This is a genomic window from Rahnella victoriana (assembly GCF_021276285.1).
GTDB classification, from domain to species: Bacteria; Pseudomonadota; Gammaproteobacteria; order Enterobacterales; family Enterobacteriaceae; genus Rahnella; species Rahnella victoriana.
This window is the reverse complement of record NZ_CP089919.1, coordinates 2,163,843-2,182,783: the sequence shown is the minus strand read 5'-3', so window position 1 is coordinate 2,182,783 and position 18,941 is coordinate 2,163,843. Positions and strand designations below refer to the sequence as shown.

Sequence of the window (18,941 nt, the reverse complement as noted above, 5' to 3'; positions counted from 1 at the left end):
CCGTCTCCGTAAATCATTCGCCGGGCAGCTAAAGTTTAGCTACCAGGTTTTGCTCTGTCCGACGTGGCCACCATCGATGGCCAATTGCGGAAAACATTGCACCCGCCACCACCACAAATGCCCCAAGATAACCAATGAAATTAAGCACTGGTGCAGCAAAAAAGTCAGGCCAGGCAAGTGCCAATAAATCTGAAAATAGCAGGGTAAACAGCGGGGTTAGTGTCACTAAAGCACTGACCTGAGCCGCCTGCCATCTCGCCATCGCTTCCGCTAAGGCGCCATATCCTACTAAGGTATTCGCGCCGCAAAACAACAGACAGGCAAACTGCCAGCCGCTGAGCTGTGAAAGCACCGCCGGGCTGGCCAGCGGGAGCAATGCGATAGAACATAAAGTGTACAGCAAAAACAGGATTTGCGGTGAAGCCAGTTGGCGGAGCAGAACCTTTTGCGCCACGCCGTAAATCACCCAAACCGTTGCTGCCCCGACACCAAAAATCACACCCAGGGTGTAATCCGTCAGTCGGGTAAATATCTCAATCAGGCTGGTATTGAAAAATAATATCAGCCCGAAAAATAACATACTGGCGCCAATGACCTGCGTAACCCGCATCCTTTCTTTCAGGATGATCACGCTGGCCACCATCATACCGACAGGAGACAGCTGGCCGATGACCTGCGACGCCGTCGGGCTGAGAAATTGCAGGGAAGAGCTGAAAAGGACAAAATTCCCCAGCAATCCACAGGTCGCAATCAGCACTAAGATCAGCCAGCGCGGACGGTTAAAAATCGCTTTAGGTGGCAGTCTGCGTTTCGCAGCCAGAATACACCCCAGCACCACCGCAGCCATTGAAAACCGATACCAAACCACGGTAAAGGGATCCATCACCACCAGCACTTGCTTCATGGCAATGGGTAAAGACCCCCAACTCATCGCAGTGATCAGTGCTAACAGAATACCGATGGGTGCCTGCGATTTCGTGTCCATATCCCGCCAGAATGGGCTAACCAGAATGTAAAAAGCCCCGCAACGAATTGCGGGGCTTACATCTATTTACTAAGACGCGAAAAACTTATTCAGCTTCGATGCTGATGTACTTACGGTTTTTCGGGCCTTTAACTTCGAACTTGACTTTACCGTCAGCCAAAGCAAACAGAGTGTGGTCCTTGCCGCAACCCACGTTGATACCAGCGTGGAATTTAGTGCCGCGCTGACGAACGATGATGCTGCCTGCCAGTACTGCTTCGCCGCCAAAGCGTTTTACGCCCAGACGTTTAGCTTCTGAATCGCGACCGTTACGTGTGGAGCCGCCAGCCTTTTTGTGTGCCATTGTTCCGCTCTCCTAATCTTAAGCGCTGATGCCGGTGATTTTAACGTCAGTGAACCACTGACGGTGGCCCTGCTGCTTACGATAGTGTTTACGACGACGAAACTTAACGATTTTGACCTTTTCGCCACGACCGTGAGCAACGACTTCTGCTTTGATTACACCGCCAGCCACTAAAGGCAGGCCGATATTGATTTCTTCACCGTTTGCAATCATCAGAACCTGATCGAATTCGATAGCTTCGCCAGTTGCAACGTCCAGCTTCTCCAGACGAATAGTCTGTCCTTCGCTGACACGGTGTTGTTTACCACCACTTTGGAAAACCGCGTACATATAAAACTCCGCTTTCCGCGCACTCAACTTTGTATAGTCCAGAGGGCGCTATAAATATTCACAATAGGGCGCGAATTCTACGCAAAAAATCAGCATAAGACAAGAGCACAATGACCACAAAAGAAGAAAAAAAGCGCAGTTCTTCCGTTGTCATTTATCTACACTGTTTTTCAAGTACAATCCCCTTTACAGTTAGCGCCATGTGCCAATGTGAGCCAGACCTCATTGCGGTGAAGAGAACAACAGCTGAAAAAACACAATGAACCTAGAACAGATTATTGATCTTACCCAGGACGATATGGCTGCAGTCAACGCATCCATCCTTGAACAGTTGAATTCAGAGGTTTCTCTCATCAATCAACTGGGATATTACATCATCAGTGGCGGCGGCAAACGTATCCGCCCGATGATAGCAGTACTGGCCGCCAAAGCACTATCCTATGAAGGCGATAAACACATAAAAGTCGCCGCGCTGATTGAGTTTATTCATACCGCGACGCTGCTTCATGATGATGTGGTTGACGAATCAGATATGCGCCGTGGGAAAGCCACAGCGAATGCTGCATTTGGCAACGCTGCCAGCGTGCTGGTTGGTGACTTTATCTACACCCGCGCCTTCCAGATGATGACGGATCTGGAATCACTGCCTGTTCTGGCCCTCATGGCCAAAGCGGTGAATGTGATCGCCGAAGGGGAAGTGCAGCAATTAATTAACTGCAATGACCCGGACATTACCGAAGAAAGCTATTTGCAGGTGATCTACAGCAAAACCGCGCGTTTGTTTGAAGCCGCATCGCAAGCCTCTGCCATGCTGGCTGGCGGGAACAGTGAGCAGATCGCCGCGTTGCAGGATTACGGCCGTTATCTGGGCACCGCGTTCCAGCTGATTGATGACTTACTCGATTATGACGCGGATGGTGAAACCTTAGGCAAAAACACCGGCGATGACCTTGATGAAGGGAAACCGACGTTGCCCCTGTTGCATGCGATGCAGCATGGTGATGCTGAGCAATCTGCCATGATCCGTAAAGCTATCGAAGAAGGTAATGGTCGTCATTTACTTGAACCGGTCCTTGCCGCCATGCATCAGTGGGGGTCTCTGACCTATACCCGCCAGCGTGCTGAGCAAGAAGCCGATAAAGCCATACAGGCGCTTCAGGTGCTGCCGGAATCAGATTATCGCGCTGCGCTGGAAGGTCTGGCGCATATGGCTGTAAAACGCGATTTCTGATGCTTCCTGTCGTGCTTGCAGATATTCGCAGGCACGACAGGGTTTCATCAGCTAGGTCTCGTCAGGCTTACGTAACCTGTTCAGTATTTCCGATACCCCTTCCCGCACAATAAACGAGATCATCGTTTCCCGTTCAGGTTCCTTCAACTGCTTATAACTTTCGATCCAGATCGCCAGCGGATCCTGATGAGACGTATACACATACTCCGCGGAATGTTCATTCATCGCCAACGTCGCCGCGGTATTTCCAGGCAAACTGTCGATGTGATATTCCACCGCGCGCCCTTGTACACCTCTTCTGCGACGTTTAATCCAGCATAACCTGCGAGCCATTCCATGCACACCTTGTGTAGACGTCGGGAGACCTTGCTTTCCAATTAATTCCTTTGCTGCAAACCACTCTTTTTTCATAACATTCCTTGTTTTCTTACATACCCATAAGAAAGATCGTTGTTATAAATCTATGTCGTTAATCCCGCTACTTTCTATAAATGCGTATTTATTTAAAAAGGAGATTAACACGAGCCAGTTAGAGAAACGTCTATTAACAGAAAGAAGATATTCAATTTTCAGGAATGAGTCTACAGCTGTATTTAAAAGCTTCCATGAATAATGTTTATCAACACGCTGATGAGTTCATTAAAAACCATTATTCAGAAAGAAATAAAAATTTCAAAAGCAGATTAAATTAAAAATTCTTATAAAACAAAGAGAAACATGCATTCCCACTTTAAATCAGAAAAAACAGCGTCGTTAAACATTATCGAAATAACACAATGAAAGATAACTCATTGATATAGGAAATGCATTTGATCGAAAAAACAGCATGCCATTAAAGGGTTCATTTTAATTTTGTTCAAAAAAATAATGATACATAGTCATGAATCACAAAAATCAAAATTAATTTACTTGTTTGTCTTAATTATAAGAAGAAGGTATTTTCTAAATAAGGCAAATGAAGATTTTTAGGAAACATTGATGGAATATATATAAATGGAGAAAAAGATCTCATAACCGATATTTTAAAAATGAACGAGTGAAACCCATTTTGATAAGGATGACATCATGACGATAAGGACTGAGGACTGGCATCAGGCGGACATCATTGCCGCACTGAGAAAAAAAGGCACCACGCTTGCAGCGGTATCACGCTCTGCGGGGCTGAGTTCTTCCACACTTTCTAATGCGCTATCACGACCATGGCCGAAAGGCGAAATCCTGATTGCAGGCGCGCTGGGCATACACCCTTCGCTTATCTGGCCAAGCCGTTACTATGACCCGAAGACGTTTCAGATTATTGAGCGCCGTTGCCGCGTACCAGGAGAAAAACACGATTAGCAGAAAGCAAAAGCCGCCAGGTATCCGGCGGCTTTATTGCAAAAATCAGTGATTAATAAACTGTTCACCCAGCTCGATATCTTTACGCAGGATATCCAGCATTGAATCCAGTGACTGCTGTTCAAAGGCGCTGAGCTTGCCAATATCGATGAGCTCTGCGATACCATTTTTACCTAACAGGACGGGCTGGGCGAAGAATCGCGCATATTCGCCTTTACCTTCCACATAGGCACATTCCACAACATTGCTTTCGCCTTGCATGGCACGTACCAGCGATAAACCGAAACGCGCCGCAGCCTGACCCATCGACAGGGTCGCAGAACCGCCACCGGCTTTGGCTTCCACCACTTCCGTTCCGGCGTTCTGAATACGTTTGGTCAGCGCAGCGATTTCGCTTTCACTGAATGACACATCGGGGATCTGAGACAATAAAGGCAGAATGGTCACGCCGGAATGGCCGCCAATCACCGGCACGTCGATCGCTTCGGGTTGTTTACCCTTAAGTTCAGCCACAAAAGTATTTGAGCGAATGGCGTCCAGCGTGGTGACGCCAAACAGTTTGTTTTTATCGTATACGCCCGCGTTCTTCAGGACTTCAGCCGCGATCGCCACGGTGGTATTGACCGGGTTGGTGATCACACCAATGCAGGCTTTTGGACACGTCGTGGCAACCTGTTGGATCAGATTGCGGACGATCCCGGCGTTTACGTTAAAAAGATCGGAGCGATCCATTCCCGGCTTACGCGCCACACCTGCGGAAATCAGGACGATATCAGCGCCTTCCAGCGCCGGGGTGGCATCCTCACCACAGAACCCTTTAATGTTGACCGCAGTCGGGATATGACTGAGATCGACGGCGACACCCGGAGTAACCGGCGCGATATCATATAATGAGAGTTCGGAACCGGAAGGTAGCTGGGTCTTGAGCAGAAGTGCGAGGGCCTGACCGATACCGCCCGCAGCACCTAGAACTGCAACTTTCATCCTATACTCCTTTTTTATCATTAACTTATAAGTGTCGTGGATTTATTTTTAGTGTGACCTTAATCACTTATGCTGTTAAAAACAATCGCTCACTTGCAGAGAATCTGAGGTGGGTCGTTTAGAAAGTAAATAAACTCTCTAACGTCACCTTTTTACTGTCTTTTATGGCTTTTTGTCGGGAAGCTACACCATTAAAAGTAGCACCACAAAACCCACCAGGTTAATAAATGGTTAAATTCGCTCTAATGTGAGAGCTGAATCGAGATCATCAGCCAAACCGCCCGTTGCGCACCCGAAGTAACAGGCAATGCACAATTTTGGCATATTCATTACCTGCTGCTGTAAAGCATGACGCTGACATTCCTTGCTGGATGCAGAATTCGCGATCTGCGTCGTTGACCCGTGTTGCATAAAAATGCAATTATCTGCATAATCAACCCAACAACGATACAGAGACCAGGGTGCAAAATGCGTAATCCTGCTAAACAGGAAGATTTGATCAAAGCCTTCAAGGCGCTGTTGAAGGAAGAGAAATTCAGTTCTCAGGGCGAAATTGTTGTCGCACTTCAGGATGACGGTTTCGAAAATATCAATCAGTCAAAAGTCTCACGGATGCTGACCAAGTTCGGTGCCGTAAGAACCCGTAATGCCAAAATGGAAATGGTGTACTGTCTGCCGGCTGAAATTGGTGTGCCGACAACAACCAGTCCGCTGAAAAATCTGGTTCTGGATATTGATTATAACGACGCCGTTGTGGTGATCAGAACCAGTCCGGGTGCCGCACAGCTGATCGCGCGTTTGCTCGATTCTTTGGGGAAATCCGAAGGGATCCTCGGCACCATCGCCGGTGACGATACGATCTTCACCACGCCTGCACGCGGCTTTAGCGTCAAACAACTTCATGATGCGATCCTGAGTTTGTTTGAGCAGGAACTGTAATCTCAGTTATTTTGCCCGTCCTCACGCTTTCATTCTGTGCCTGAGGTCAGAAGAATCACGTTTCTGGCCTCATTCCTCTTCCGCCCTTCCGTTCTTTTATGTCCCTCAATGCCGTCAGACACGTCAGATCCACTGTTAACGATCTTCACAACACGCGCATTCCCGTCACATAAATATTTCAACGATGTGATTCACTGCAAAAATGAGCACAAATAGTCAAATTCACTCAATCTATTGATTTTACGAAAAATTAACACAAAAAGAACACTTAATAGCCATTTTTTATTCCTTTTAGTTATTAAAAATACAAATAGGACACACATAACCACCCAAATAACTATTAGCAAACTATTAATATTTCGAGTGACTAGATGTATACTCATTTCCGTGGTGTGAAGCACCGGACATTACCAACATAATAAAATCGACGAGGTCAAAATCATGAACGTTAAAACTACAATCGCAACATTAAGCATTCTCTCTGCACTGTCATTTGGCGCTTTTGCAGCACAACCTGTTAGTCAGGAACAAGCAGCAAATATGCAACCACGCGGTATGATCAGCGTCAGCGGCGTTGCCGGTGCCCCTTCTGATATCCGTCAGGCACTGTCTGATAAAGCCGATGCACAGGGTGCCAAAGCCTTCCGCGTGATCGAAGTACGTGAAGAAGGTAACTACCACGCTACTGCGGAAATTTACCAATAAGTCTCAGGTAAACGAAGCGAAGGGCCTGAATGACTCGGGTCCGCGCATTGCGCAATAAGACGGATTTGTCGCTGCCTCATCACGTTCCCGCCCGCTTTACGCGCGCCTGAACCCCGATATCACAGTCCTGATGAATCCAAATCTCAACCGACGTTGCTCTCTGAAAAAATGCACCAAAGTCTGCGAATTCAGGAAATTATCATGAAAATCATTACAACTATTGCTGCCCTTAGCCTGCTGTCTGCTGTGTCTTTTGGCGCCTCAGCGGCCAACCTGATCACTAATCAACAGGCAGAAAACCTGCAACCAATGGGCGTGATCAGCGTCAGCGGTGTTGACGGTGCGCCAACCGATATCCGCCAGCAACTGTCTGATAAAGCCGATGCTAAAGGTGCAAAATCATTCCGCGTGATCGAGGCCCATAACGACGGTGCCTATCACGCAACCGCAGAAATCTATCAGTAAGATTTCCGAGTCCCGTAACCGGGCCACTGTTTGAGTATTCATTGAATTAGCGTTACCGGGTTTCAACAGCCACTGATTGAAGAAACGAAACAGCGAAAATAAATGGCGCTGTTGAGGCTGGAAAGAGAGCAGACACTGCCACTGCCGTACTCTCTTGCTAACGATACCCTCGTCGTCCTGTCCGACGACACCCTTTGGCCCTCAATTTTTGAGGGCTTTTTTTTGCCTGAGATTTCACCCATCCCGCCAGAAACGCAAAAAAAAAAGCACAGCCTGCGCTGTGCTCCTCATTCATGGCATGCTGTTTTAAATCTGTTGTGCCGCGTCGGCTTTCGCTGCCAGTGCCGCCAGCAGTTTTCCATGAATACCGCCGAAGCCACCATTGCTCATCACCAGAATATGGTCGCCCGGCAGGGACGCTTTAATCACCATATCCACCAGTGAATCGACGTCTGCACTCCAGTGTGCGGGCTGGATGCAGTGTTCCGCCACTTCCGCCACCTGCCACGGAATGTGTTGCGGCTGTAACAGGAAGACTTCATCGGCGCGCCCCAGCGAAGGCGCCAGTTCATTTTTGCTCATGCCCATTTTCATGGTATTGGAGCGCGGTTCGAGCACGGCCAGAATACGTGCGGTGCCGCCGACTTTGCTGCGTAAGGCTGAAAGCGTCGCCAGAATCGCCGTCGGGTGATGGGCAAAATCGTCATAGACGCTGACACCATTTTCCACGCCGCGCAGTTCGAGACGGCGACGGGCATTGATGAAATCACCCAGCGCTTTGCAGGCATCTTCCGGCTTCACGCCAACATGACGTGCCGCGGCAATCGCCATCAGCCCGTTATGCATGTTGTGTTCGCCGACCAGATTCCAGTTCACCTGCCCGACAACTTCACCGTGCAGATAAACCTCGAACGAGCTGGCGTCCGGCGTCAGTTTCTTCGCATCCCACGCACAATTTTCCGCCTCACCCGCAAATTCCTGCTCGCTCCAGCATCCCATTGCCATCACTTGTTTCAGTGGCGTGTCATGCTCAGGCAGAATGATCTTGCCTTTACCCGGCACCAGACGCACCAGATGGTGGAACTGTTTCTGGATCGCTTTCAGATCATCAAAGATATCCGCGTGATCAAACTCAAGGTTATTGAGGATCAGGGTGCGCGGGCTGTAATGAACGAATTTGGATCGCTTGTCAAAGAAGGCACAGTCGTACTCATCGGCTTCCAGCACCATAAACGGGCTGTTACCCAGACGTGCAGAAACCTCGAAATTGCCCGGCACGCCGCCAATGACGTAACCCGGTTCATAACCACAGGCTTCGAGGATCCACGTCACCATGCCGGCGGTGGTGGTTTTACCGTGCGTACCCGCAACGGCGATCACCCAGCGCTCTGGCAGAACATGATCATGCAGCCACTGCGGGCCGGAGACATAAGGGATCCCCTGTTCCAGCACGGCTTCGACGCAGGGATTACCGCGCGTCATCGCGTTACCGATGATCACCAGATCGGGGGGAGGATCTAACTGGGCAGGATCGTAACCCTGGATCAGGTCGATCCCCTGATTTTCCAGCAGCGTACTCATCGGTGGATAAACGTTGTCGTCCGAACCGGTTACCTGATGCCCTTGTGCACGTGCCAGCATCGCCAGCCCGCCCATAAACGTGCCGCAAATCCCAAGAATATGAATGCGCATATATTTTCCATTAATGCCTGTAAGTCAGCCGCTATTCTACCGCTCAGAATCCTCCAGAAGAAATGGATTTGCCTATGATTCGTCCATATATTTGGGCTAAACTGCTCACGCTCTTGTGAAATTTTTATTAACGTACCGTTATCTATCCTCGATTCAGGGAAAGTGTCATGAAAACGTTAGGCGAATTTATTGTTGAGAAGCAGCAAGATTTTCCACATGCAACCGGTGAACTGACAGCGTTGCTTTCAGCAATAAAACTCGGCGCTAAAATCATTCACCGCGACATCAACAAAGCGGGTCTGGTCGATATTCTGGGCACCAGTGGCGCAGAAAATGTGCAGGGTGAAGTGCAGATGAAACTCGATCTGTACGCGAATGAAAAACTAAAAGCCGCCATGAAGGCGCGTGGGGAAATTGCCGGTATCGCGTCAGAAGAAGAAGATGAGATTGTCATTTTCGAAGGTGAACGTGCGGAAAATGCAAAATACGTGATTTTGATGGATCCGCTGGATGGCTCGTCAAACATCGACGTTAACGTCTCCGTCGGAACAATTTTCTCGATTTACCGCCGTACCACGCCGCTGGGCCAGCCGGTCACTGAAGCAGACTTCCTGCAACCGGGGAACCGCCAGGTAGCTGCAGGTTATGTGGTGTACGGTTCGTCGACCATGCTGGTTTACACCACCGGTGCTGGCGTTCATGCCTTTACCTACGATCCTTCCCTTGGCGTCTTCTGCCTTTCTCACGAAAAAGTCTGCTTCCCTAAAAAGGGCAACATGTACTCGATCAACGAAGGCAACTACATCAAATTCCCGCTGGGCGTGAAAAAATACATTAAGTATTGCCAGGAGCAGGATGAAGCCACGCAACGTCCTTACACTTCCCGTTACATCGGTTCACTGGTGGCAGATTTCCACCGTAACCTGCTGAAAGGCGGCATTTATATCTATCCAAGCACCGCCAGTCATCCGAACGGTAAACTGCGTCTGCTGTATGAATGCAACCCGATGGCGTTCCTCGCCGAGCAGGCTGGCGGTAAAGCCAGCGACGGGAAAAACCGTATTCTGGACATCATTCCGCAGAAACTGCATGAACGTGCGCCATTCTTTGTGGGCAACAGTTCAATGGTTGAAGATGCAGAACGCTTTATTGCTCAATTCCCTGACGAGTAAATAAATGAAAAAGGTGGCTTTCTGAGCCACCTTTTTTCATATTTTACAGCTCAGACAGACCTTTTCAGAACGAGTCAGCGCGGTTGAGTTTAAACACCGCCATACTTTCCGCCAGTAGTTGCGCCTGCTCTTCCAGAGAACGCGTGGCCGCCGTAGCCTGTTCAACCAATGCGGCATTTTGCTGCGCCACCTGATCCATCTGCGTAATGGCCACATTCACCTGTTCGATACCGTGCGTCTGCTCGGTCGTCGCGATGGAAATCTCGCGCATCAGGCTGGTCACGCGCGTCACTTCGCCGGAGATCTCCAGCATGGTGTCCGCCGCCGATTTCACCATATCCGAACCTTCGGACACGCGGGCTTCTGAATCGACGATCAGTTCTTTAATTTCTTTGGCTGATTGTGCACTGCGTTGCGCCAGGCTGCGCACTTCGCCCGCGACCACCGCAAAGCCACGTCCCTGCTCACCGGCACGCGCTGCTTCGACCGCCGCATTCAGCGCCAGAATATTGGTCTGGAAAGCGATGCCATCAATAACGGTAATAATGTCACCAATGCGTTTCGAACTGTCCGTAATGCCCTGCATTTTATCCATGACCCGATGCACCACTTCGCTGCCCTTGTCAGCAATCACTGACACGCTTTGCGCCAGCTGATTGGCCTGCTCGGAGTTTGCCGCATTCATGCGAACGGTGGACGTCAGTTGCTCCATACTCGCGGCAGTTTCTTCCAGCGACGCGGCGGATTCTTCCGTCCGTTGCGCCAGATGCACGTTACCGGCGGCCAGTTCGCGGGAACCGACATCAATCTGGTTACCTGCATCACGCACACGCCCGACAGACAGCGCCAGCGAATCCTGCATTTGCTTCATTGCTTTCAGCAGGCGCCCCATTTCGTTATTGCGGGAATCGTCGATGTCATGCGTCAGATCGCCTTTGGCGATATATTCCAGCTGCGCAATGGAGAAGGTCAGCGGATGCATAATGATTTTCTGCAAGGCGAACCAGGCCAGCACGGCAATAATCAGCGCGACGAGGAAACCCACGGCAATCACGGTCAGCTGGATACGTGCATTGGCGCGCGCCTGATCGATGCGCTTATTGGTGTTATCGACCGCATAGGCACGGAAATCCGCCAGTGCTTTGTCGTAAGCGTTGCTGTAAGGCGTGATTTTGTTTTCCAGCACATCGTAATAATTGTCTGCACTTTGTGCCTGAAGGGCAGCAAGCAACGGCATCAGGCCATTGGCTTTATAGGCATCGTAGGTTTTCTTCACCGCGTCGGACAAATCCCTGCCCTGCTGTGTGTCGTCCTTGATGCTGATGAATTTCGCCAGATCGGCATCGGCCTGTCTGATGTAACCGGCGATACGGTCAGAGGTATTTTTGGCATCGTCCATCATGCCGATTTCCAGCTGACGCACAGCGACACCGCTGGCGACGCGCGTACGCAGCGAGAAACTGTAGCTGTCGGCCAGCGACCCCAGCTCATCGCCCTGAAGCTGGTTAATCTGTTGCAGGGACGTCGCACCTTGCCGGATGGCATTGGCGCCAAGCACGCTAACCAGCAAGAGAATCAACGTCATAAATACCAGCAGGCCAATCAGACCGGCTTTTACGCTCAACTTATTCAACATACGGTGTTATCCAGCCATTCAGGTGAAAAGGAGATACTTCGGGTGGGTAGGGATCAGGTTTATCCTGATTTTTTGTTTGAATACTGTTATCGGCAAAAGACGGAATATCTTGATAAGAAAAGCAAAAACAGGCAGTTACGCGGAAAAGTCAGGGGTAAGTAAATTTTACTGCCAGCAGGGAAGACTTTGCGCCGGTGCAACAGCATGTCGTACCGGAAAATGCCCGGTCAGGATCCGACGAAAAGGGCGGGAAATCGCGGGAGAGTTGGCTATAATGTCCGACACTCTATTCCTGGTTCAATGAAGGAAACCAACAATGAGCTTACTGAACGTGCCGGCGGGCAAAGAACTGCCAGAAGATATCTATGTCGTTATCGAAATCCCTGCAAACGCAGATCCAATCAAGTACGAAGTGGATAAAGATACCGGCGCACTGTTTGTAGACCGTTTCATGTCTACTGCAATGTTCTATCCGTGTAACTACGGTTACATCAACCACACGCTGTCTCTGGATGGCGACCCGGTTGACGTTCTGGTGCCAACACCGTACCCGCTGCAAGCCGGTTCTGTGATCCGCTGCCGCCCTGTCGGTATGCTGAAAATGACCGACGAAGCCGGTGAAGATGCCAAACTGGTTGCGGTTCCGCACACCAAACTGAGCAAAGAATACGATCACATCAAAGATGTGAACGACCTGCCAGAACTGCTGCGCGGCCAGATCACTCACTTCTTCGAGCAATACAAAGCGCTGGAAAAAGGCAAATGGGTAAAAGTTGACGGTTGGGCTGATGCTGCTGCAGCTAAAGCTGAAATCGTGACCTCTTTCGAACGTGCTAAAAACAAATAAGTTTTCTGCCGTTTGAATAAAAAAAACACCGCCAGATGGCGGTGTTTTTTTATGTATAACGCGTTGTCAGACAACGATTTTTAGAGACGACCTTGCTCAGACTACTCGCTTACTGCTTCGTTACGCTTAACCCAGTCTCCACCCTCAATTCTCGGCACACCATCCAGTGAGCGAATGTAGAGGTAGATCCAGGCGCTGCCATAAGGTGTCGAAATCAGCTCACGACGGTAATCCTTGGTGTTACTTTTAAGCTCATCCAACTCCGCCAGTATTGACGAAGTAATGCGGTAAACTTCGCAATAGACTTTGCCTTCCCCTGGAATAACAGCAGGATAGTGGCCCAGATTATACAGGGCATACCCTTCCAGCTCATGGTCACCCAACCATTGAGCATTCGTCATCCAATGACTGTTGCCTTGCTTGCGTCGTAAGCTACCGTAAACAATTATTCGCATGTTTATATTCGTATAGTAAAAGTCACATGAATTAAAACTCAAACTGATAGAGCAAATCCAATGCCTGATCGATGCCCGATACCGCCTGCAGGTAAAGCTTGGGCATTAACCGATAGCGCAGGGTGAGCGTTGCCAGTGAGTCGAATATCCCGACACCATATTTCACCTGTAAACCCGGCAAGACATAGCCACTGACCACGACCTGAGAGCTGTCTCCCACACCCTGAGTATCCAGCGCCAGATTACTGACACCGAATGCCTCGCCGATTTTACCCACAAGTTTACCACTTTGCGCAACCCCTAACCCGATAAGAGCTGAGGTCATCGCGCCGCTGTCACCGCCGGAATTGTCCAGTCCCTGCCCGCGAAGCAGGTAGGACAAGGCTTCCTGCTGCGACATCGCCGGATCCGAGAATATTTCAAGTTTAGGCGCATCTGCCTCACCTGTAACTCTCAGACCCGCAATCACATCATTTTCTGTCGCTTCCGGGTTACGGATCGCTTCCAGATTCAGCAACGGCTGGTCCGCAGGGCCGGAGAACAACAGCAGCCCTTTACGCACAATCAGATCCTGTCCGTAGGCATGGAAGCGTCCGGACGGAATGTTAATTTGCCCGTTCAGACCCAGACCGCGGCTGTCCTGCGCCACTTTCAACGCCCCTTCCAGCCGCGCTTTCAGCCCAAAGGCATCCAGGCGAACGTCTTTACCAATGTTCACCATCAGGTTGCTGTTGATCGGAATCGAAGCCGAAGCCGGTGCGATCGGCTGACGCTGGTCGTTGAGCATCACTTCATCCGACGACACACCCACCGCGCTTTCCGGCAATTCCTGCACCGTAATGCGCGCCCACGGAATATCCACGGTACCGTTGAGCGAGAACAGTTGCGGCGTGGCATCAAACACTAAATCCGGTGACACGTCCAGACGCACCATCGGCGGCACCGAAACCCGGACCTTATTGCCCCGCGCCGCAATCCGCGCACGCCATGCGTTAATTTCGCTCCAGTCGGCGTTACCGTTCAGTTCCAGCTGACCCTGCGCGGTTTTGATCACCCCTTCCATGATCGACGACATGCCGTTGAAATTGATGCTGACATTGGCATCGGTGATATCAAACGGCATAAATTGCGCGTCGAAATCCACGCCGGTCAGCGCCAGTTTGCCGAACACCAGCGGTTTCTGCGCATTGCCGCCTACCCGCAGATTCGCGTTCAGAATGCCGGACGCTTTCTCGCCATCCATCAGCGCCGGTTGCAGCAAGGCCATGGAAATACGGGCAATATTCACGTTACCGCTGAGATTACGTTTTCCCTGCGGATCCGCGATTTGGATATTGCCATCAAGCTGACCGTTGTTAGTGATCTTGATCAGCCAGTCGAGGCTGGCACGGCCATTGTTCAGACCGGCGTTCAGATTCAGCGTATCAAACGCCACCGGCAGCGGACTGCCCTGCACCAGTTGCTGCACTTTCACGCCCTTGCCCACCAGTGAAACGCTGGCCTGCGGCAATCCGCCTTCCGCTTTCCAGCTCACATCGGCTTTCCCGCTGAACACGCCACTCAGTTGCGTATCATCGGTCAGGAAAGGTTTGATCATCGCCAGATCGAAGCGGTTAAGCACCACGCTCGCCTGCCCGCTGGCACCGGCATCAATGGTGCGCGGCACGCACAGATCTGCATTCGGGTTCTGCCAGCAATGCGGACCGACGGTGATCCGTTGCTCTTTATTGAAGTAATCCAGCGCGATCGTGCGGTTCAGACGCCACTGCCCGACCGGGGTATCGAACAGCGTATTGCTGATATTGCCTTTCCATTCTTCGGTCGCACGGTCAAAACTGCCACTCAGCGCCAGACGGCCCGAAACCGGTTTGCCGTCCACTTTCAGCGTCAGTTCATGATGTTTCTCGTTACCTTTGGCCTCGAGATGAATATCAGTGATATCCAGCGCGTCCTGCCGGAGCTGCTGAACACGAACCATCAGGTTGCCCTGGATCTGATCCGTTGAACTGACGTCGCCTTTCACATCCACGCGACGCACCGTCAGCGCCTGCCATTTCAGGCCGGTGGCGGTCAGATCCGCCAGCAGTTTCGGCGCTTTCAGGTCACCGCGCAGTTGCAGCATCCCTTTTGCCACGCCACCCAGCCCCGGCAGGGCACCGTCGAGATGCGGGGCATCCACTTTGGCATCCAGATTCCAGGTATCGCTGAGCTGGCCTTTCACATCCAGATTATTGCGGCCCAGTTCCAGATGAAGTTGCGGAATATCCCACTGCCCGTAACTGTTTCCGCGCACGTTACCTTGGGCTTTGACGGCGTTTTGCTTCACGTTACCGGTCAGATCCAGCTCCGGGATCTGCATCTGCCATGTGCCGCCGTACAGACTGCCGCGCGTGGTGATTTTGCCCTGCAACTTCGCAGGCCAGTCCGGATACTGTTTGGCGGTGTTAATGCCGGTCAGCTTCAGCTCGCTGTTCCAGCTGATGGCTTTACTCCAGTCCACCACGCCGGTCAGATCGGTATTGCCCTCCAGCGCCGCAAGACGCAGCAGCGTAAGCCTGAACTGCTCTACGTTGCCTTTACCGTCGAGCGTCAATGTCGCCGGCGGGATCTGATCGCCTTTGAATTCTGAACGCAGCGACAGCGCGTAATCTGTCGCTTTACCGCTGACATTAAATTTGAAGCCTTTGACCTGATATTGCGGCGTGCCGGTCAGCGGCCATTGCAGGGCATCGCTGCTGAGTTTCAGATTGAGTGGCAGTCCGGCCTCCGCCAGCCGGGTTTGCAGCGCCAGCTCAGCGCGGACCGGGCCGGAAATATTCAGGCCGACATCCAGCTTATCGCGCAGCCCGCCGGCAACCCGCAGTTTGATCTTTTCCCCTTTCAGCGGATCGATATTCACGGCGGTATTGATGGTCATATCCACCGGCCAGTTCTGATTCAGCGTCGCCTGCCCGATGCCGTCCACCGAGCCTTGCGGCGAGCGGACCATTAATTTATCCAGCTTTACCACCTGATTTTGCGTACTGGCTTTCAGCTCGAAACGGGTGATCAGTACATCAGTGTCACCGGTGAGCCGCAGGTTTTCCGCGAGGATTTGCTGAATATCGAGATCAACCGGCAGTCGGAAATCCGGTAAGTCAGGCAACAGCGGTTTGGCGAACAACTCCTGCAAAGTTTCGCCCAGCGGTTTTTCCGGCACCACCACCGGCGGTTCGGCCGGTTTGCCCGTGGCTTTCTCGACGGCTTTATCCTGCGCGGCCTGCACCACCTCCGGTAACGGGTTGACCGGCGTTTTCGGCAAGGCGATCAGCAATCCGCCAATACGCGTCGGCATCAGCTGGATCGCACGGCCTTCCCAGTGCGCGCCGGTACGGAATGACGCCAGAGAAATCGCGCGGTCATCGAGCGTAATATTGATATTGTCGAGCGTCAGCAAACGCAGGGTAATCGGATATGGCGTGCTGAGATTGGTCAGCGGCTCGCTGTTTTCTGGCTCCGGTTGCGCGGCGGCGGGCGTCATTTCTTTGGTGTTGACCACCACATTGACGTCTTTCACCCGCAAGGCGTTAACGCACAGCGCGCTGTTTTTCAGGCATGAGAAATCGAGGGAAAGATGGAATTCCCCGGCCTTCACGTCCACACCCGGCATGTCGTAATGCACGCCCTTCAGCGTCAGGTCACGCCATCCGCCTTCAGTGCTGGCGATATTCAGCCCCGGCACAAAACGGTTTGCGCCGTTGATCATCAGGTGCAGACCGGTTTGTGTGCCGATCAGAAAGGCCACCAGACTGATTAACAGCACCAGGAAGATCAGAAATCCCAGGCAGATCTTTTTAAATAAACTCATAATTCCGGACCTAAACCGATGTAAAACTGCAATCCATGCTCATCTTTGTCGCCGACAGGGGCGGCAACATCTAATTTCACCGGGCCGATCGGTGAAGCCCAGCGCACACCCACACCGGCGCCGGTTTTGAAATCATTTTGTGTAATGTCGTTCACCGCTTCGCCGGAATCGACGAACACGGCGCCCCACCACTTTCCGGTCACGTTGTACTGATATTCCACCGAACCGGTTCCCAGATAGGAGGCGCCGGTCAGCTTGCCTTCATCATCACGGGGAGAAATGGATTTGTATTTGTAGCCGCGAATACTGCGGTCGCCACCGGCGAAGAAACGCAGGGAAGGCGGAACCCGATCGAAATCATTGGTTTCAATCCAGCCGAGATTACCGCGAAACACAAAGCGGTGTTTATCCGCCAGCGTACGGATCCAGACGTTTTGCGCCTGCACCACGGCGAAATCGACGTCAGAACCCCAGGTGGTATTGGACACGTCCAGGGAATAGCGTTGGGAATCGCCCCACGTCGGCATCAGGCCGCCGCGCTGGCGCGTACGGTTAAGACTGACCCCCGGATAAATCAGCATGGTGGTGTTCGTCACGCTACCCTGCGTAAAGTGGTCGAGGCTCCAGCGCAAGTTGACGGCATGTTGCCAGCCGCTGGACAGATCCCAGTAACGCGCCAGATTGACCGTGGTGGAATCCGAATTGGTATCGTTGAGATCCTCACGTTTGAAGCCACCCTGCACCAGATAATATTGCTCCAGCGGAGACTTCAGCAGCGGGATTTTATAACTGAGATCTAATGACTGCTCAGGGCCGGAAAGCGTGGTGGAGGTTTCGAAGCTATGGCCACGATCGTTCACCCACGGTTTTTTCCAGTTGGCCGTCACGCGCGGGCCAATGTCCGTGGAATAGCCGACACCGGTTTCGATGGTATTTTCGGTACGCGGCGACACCACCGCATTCAGCGGCAAGGTTTTGGTGGCTTTGGCATCAGTAAAATCTGGAGACACGACAACCGAGTTAAACCAGCCGGTGGCAGACAGACGGCGGTTAAGCTCAGCCAGTTGCGCGGAGGTGTAATAATCCCCCTGATGGAATGGCACCAGATTTTGCAGATACTCATCACGGATCTGTGATCCCTGATAATGCACGCTTCCGAAGCGGTAACGCTCACCGCTTTCGAACTGAATATCCCAGAACGCCTTGTGTTCGTCTTCGATGACGCCCAGCTGACTTTTGCGCATGTTGGCATCAAAGTAGCCTTTACGCAGCGCAATACCGGTCAGCGAGCTTTTGAAATTGTCGTAGGTTCCGTGGTTTAAAATGGTGCCGACCGCTGGCACATCCCGCTTTTTCAGCTGTTCGAATTCATTATCTTTATCAGCCTGCCCTTCAATCACCACATTCGTGCCGGCAATTTTCACCGGTGTGCCGGGGGTCACTTTGGCAATCAGCACCGGACGCCCAGGTGGCGGGGTTTCACGGTAGTCAAAATCGATGGTCGGCGAATAGTAGCCCAGTGGCCGCAGACCCTGCTCAATGGCGGCGCTGACGCGGGCGCGGAACCGTCCGTTCGCCCCGACTTCGTCGCTTTGAATTGATGATAAACGAACGCGGACGTTCCTTTCCAAATCGCCATCCAGGCCTTCCAGCTGCAAACGCACCTTCGCTGCCATGGAAAGTGAGGGGGCCAGCAGTACAAATAACAAACCCAGTTCACGATATCGTGGCACACGCACTCCTGCTAAATTTTACTGTCCTGTTAAAATATCCGATGCTCGCCGGAGAATATCTGCTCGTCTTTGGCAGATTCATCTTTATAAAGTCTGATGAAAGCAGTTTAGTGCTAATCCCCTGAAAATGTTCAACGACGAAGCAACGTCCTTCGTATTGTGTGCAAAGACGCAATCAGATACAACTAACACTGACCTGTTGATGACGGTTATTCGTAAAGACCTTTTGTTACAAACCT

Annotated in this window: 17 protein-coding genes; 7 read left to right on the top strand and 10 right to left on the bottom strand. The window is 51.4% G+C overall.

Annotation, left to right across the window (positions count from 1 at the left end):
• Window positions 1–28 precede the first annotated feature (28 nt).
• The 3 genes from J9880_RS10120 to rplU form a co-directional block, all read right to left on the bottom strand.
• Window positions 29–985 carry a DMT family transporter gene (locus J9880_RS10120; protein WP_232770398.1) on the bottom strand — a complete coding sequence of 319 codons (957 nt, stop codon included), beginning with the start codon at window positions 983–985 and terminating at the stop codon, window positions 29–31.
• 85 nt (window positions 986–1,070) lie between these two features.
• Entirely contained in the window at window positions 1,071–1,328 is a 258-nt protein-coding gene (rpmA, locus tag J9880_RS10115; protein WP_013573805.1) for a 50S ribosomal protein L27, read from the bottom strand.
• Between the two features lie 18 nt (window positions 1,329–1,346).
• Entirely contained in the window at window positions 1,347–1,658 is a 312-nt protein-coding gene (gene rplU / locus J9880_RS10110; RefSeq protein WP_013573804.1) for a 50S ribosomal protein L21, read from the bottom strand.
• A gap of 259 nt (window positions 1,659–1,917) precedes the next feature.
• Here rplU and ispB point away from each other — a divergent pair, with 259 nt between their 5' ends.
• On the top strand, window positions 1,918–2,889 hold the full coding sequence (gene ispB / locus J9880_RS10105) for an octaprenyl diphosphate synthase (protein ID WP_095923669.1): 972 nt from the start codon (window positions 1,918–1,920) through the stop codon (window positions 2,887–2,889).
• 51 nt (window positions 2,890–2,940) lie between these two features.
• Here the strand turns inward: ispB and J9880_RS10100 are convergent, their stop codons facing one another.
• Window positions 2,941–3,300: a DNA-binding protein gene (locus J9880_RS10100; RefSeq protein WP_095923670.1), complete on the bottom strand. Its 360-nt coding sequence runs from the start codon at window positions 3,298–3,300 to the stop codon at window positions 2,941–2,943.
• Window positions 3,301–3,954: 654 nt separating this feature from the next.
• On the opposite strand from J9880_RS10100, the gene J9880_RS10095 reads away from it, so the two are divergent.
• The gene (locus J9880_RS10095; protein ID WP_095923671.1) at window positions 3,955–4,227 is read left to right on the top strand and encodes a helix-turn-helix domain-containing protein; all 273 of its coding nucleotides are present in this window, start codon (window positions 3,955–3,957) and stop codon (window positions 4,225–4,227) included.
• A gap of 45 nt (window positions 4,228–4,272) precedes the next feature.
• On the opposite strand, the gene mdh is transcribed toward J9880_RS10095, so the two are convergent.
• Window positions 4,273–5,211, bottom strand: a complete 939-nt coding sequence (gene mdh, locus J9880_RS10090; protein WP_095923672.1) for a malate dehydrogenase — start codon at window positions 5,209–5,211, stop codon at window positions 4,273–4,275.
• A gap of 468 nt (window positions 5,212–5,679) precedes the next feature.
• Between mdh and argR the strand changes: the two genes are divergently transcribed.
• The 3 genes from argR (at window position 5,680) to yhcN (J9880_RS10075) (ending at window position 7,320) form a co-directional block, all read left to right on the top strand.
• Entirely contained in the window at window positions 5,680–6,150 is a 471-nt protein-coding gene (gene argR, locus J9880_RS10085; protein WP_095923673.1) for a transcriptional regulator ArgR, read from the top strand.
• Between the two features lie 441 nt (window positions 6,151–6,591).
• Window positions 6,592–6,855, top strand: coding sequence for a peroxide/acid stress response protein YhcN (gene yhcN, locus J9880_RS10080; RefSeq protein ID WP_095923674.1), 264 nt, complete (start codon window positions 6,592–6,594; stop codon window positions 6,853–6,855).
• A gap of 201 nt (window positions 6,856–7,056) precedes the next feature.
• Complete coding sequence (gene yhcN / locus J9880_RS10075; RefSeq protein ID WP_095923675.1) at window positions 7,057–7,320, top strand: peroxide/acid stress response protein YhcN; 264 nt, start codon at window positions 7,057–7,059, stop codon at window positions 7,318–7,320.
• A gap of 306 nt (window positions 7,321–7,626) precedes the next feature.
• On the opposite strand, the gene mpl is transcribed toward yhcN (J9880_RS10075), so the two are convergent.
• A complete protein-coding gene (mpl, locus tag J9880_RS10070; protein WP_131694438.1) occupies window positions 7,627–9,012 on the bottom strand; it encodes a UDP-N-acetylmuramate:L-alanyl-gamma-D-glutamyl-meso-diaminopimelate ligase in 1,386 nt (461 codons plus the stop codon).
• 167 nt (window positions 9,013–9,179) lie between these two features.
• Here mpl and fbp point away from each other — a divergent pair, with 167 nt between their 5' ends.
• Window positions 9,180–10,184: a class 1 fructose-bisphosphatase gene (gene fbp / locus J9880_RS10065; RefSeq protein ID WP_013573794.1), complete on the top strand. Its 1,005-nt coding sequence runs from the start codon at window positions 9,180–9,182 to the stop codon at window positions 10,182–10,184.
• Window positions 10,185–10,248: 64 nt separating this feature from the next.
• Here the strand turns inward: fbp and J9880_RS10060 are convergent, their stop codons facing one another.
• Window positions 10,249–11,820: a methyl-accepting chemotaxis protein gene (locus J9880_RS10060; protein WP_232770397.1), complete on the bottom strand. Its 1,572-nt coding sequence runs from the start codon at window positions 11,818–11,820 to the stop codon at window positions 10,249–10,251.
• Window positions 11,821–12,136: 316 nt separating this feature from the next.
• Here J9880_RS10060 and ppa point away from each other — a divergent pair, with 316 nt between their 5' ends.
• Complete coding sequence (gene ppa, locus J9880_RS10055; RefSeq protein WP_095923678.1) at window positions 12,137–12,667, top strand: inorganic diphosphatase; 531 nt, start codon at window positions 12,137–12,139, stop codon at window positions 12,665–12,667.
• Window positions 12,668–12,768: 101 nt separating this feature from the next.
• On the opposite strand, the gene J9880_RS10050 is transcribed toward ppa, so the two are convergent.
• From J9880_RS10050 to tamA, 3 genes are read right to left on the bottom strand one after another with little or no spacing between them, the layout of a single operon-like run.
• Window positions 12,769–13,122 (bottom strand): gamma-glutamylcyclotransferase family protein, encoded by a 354-nt coding sequence (locus tag J9880_RS10050; RefSeq protein ID WP_095923679.1) that lies wholly within the window; start codon window positions 13,120–13,122, stop codon window positions 12,769–12,771.
• 31 nt (window positions 13,123–13,153) lie between these two features.
• Complete coding sequence (gene tamB / locus J9880_RS10045; protein ID WP_095923680.1) at window positions 13,154–16,969, bottom strand: autotransporter assembly complex protein TamB; 3,816 nt, start codon at window positions 16,967–16,969, stop codon at window positions 13,154–13,156.
• Window positions 16,966–18,702 carry an autotransporter assembly complex protein TamA gene (gene tamA / locus J9880_RS10040; protein WP_133823355.1) on the bottom strand — a complete coding sequence of 579 codons (1,737 nt, stop codon included), beginning with the start codon at window positions 18,700–18,702 and terminating at the stop codon, window positions 16,966–16,968. The genes tamB and tamA overlap by 4 nt, the downstream gene beginning before the upstream one ends.
• Window positions 18,703–18,941 lie beyond the last annotated feature (239 nt).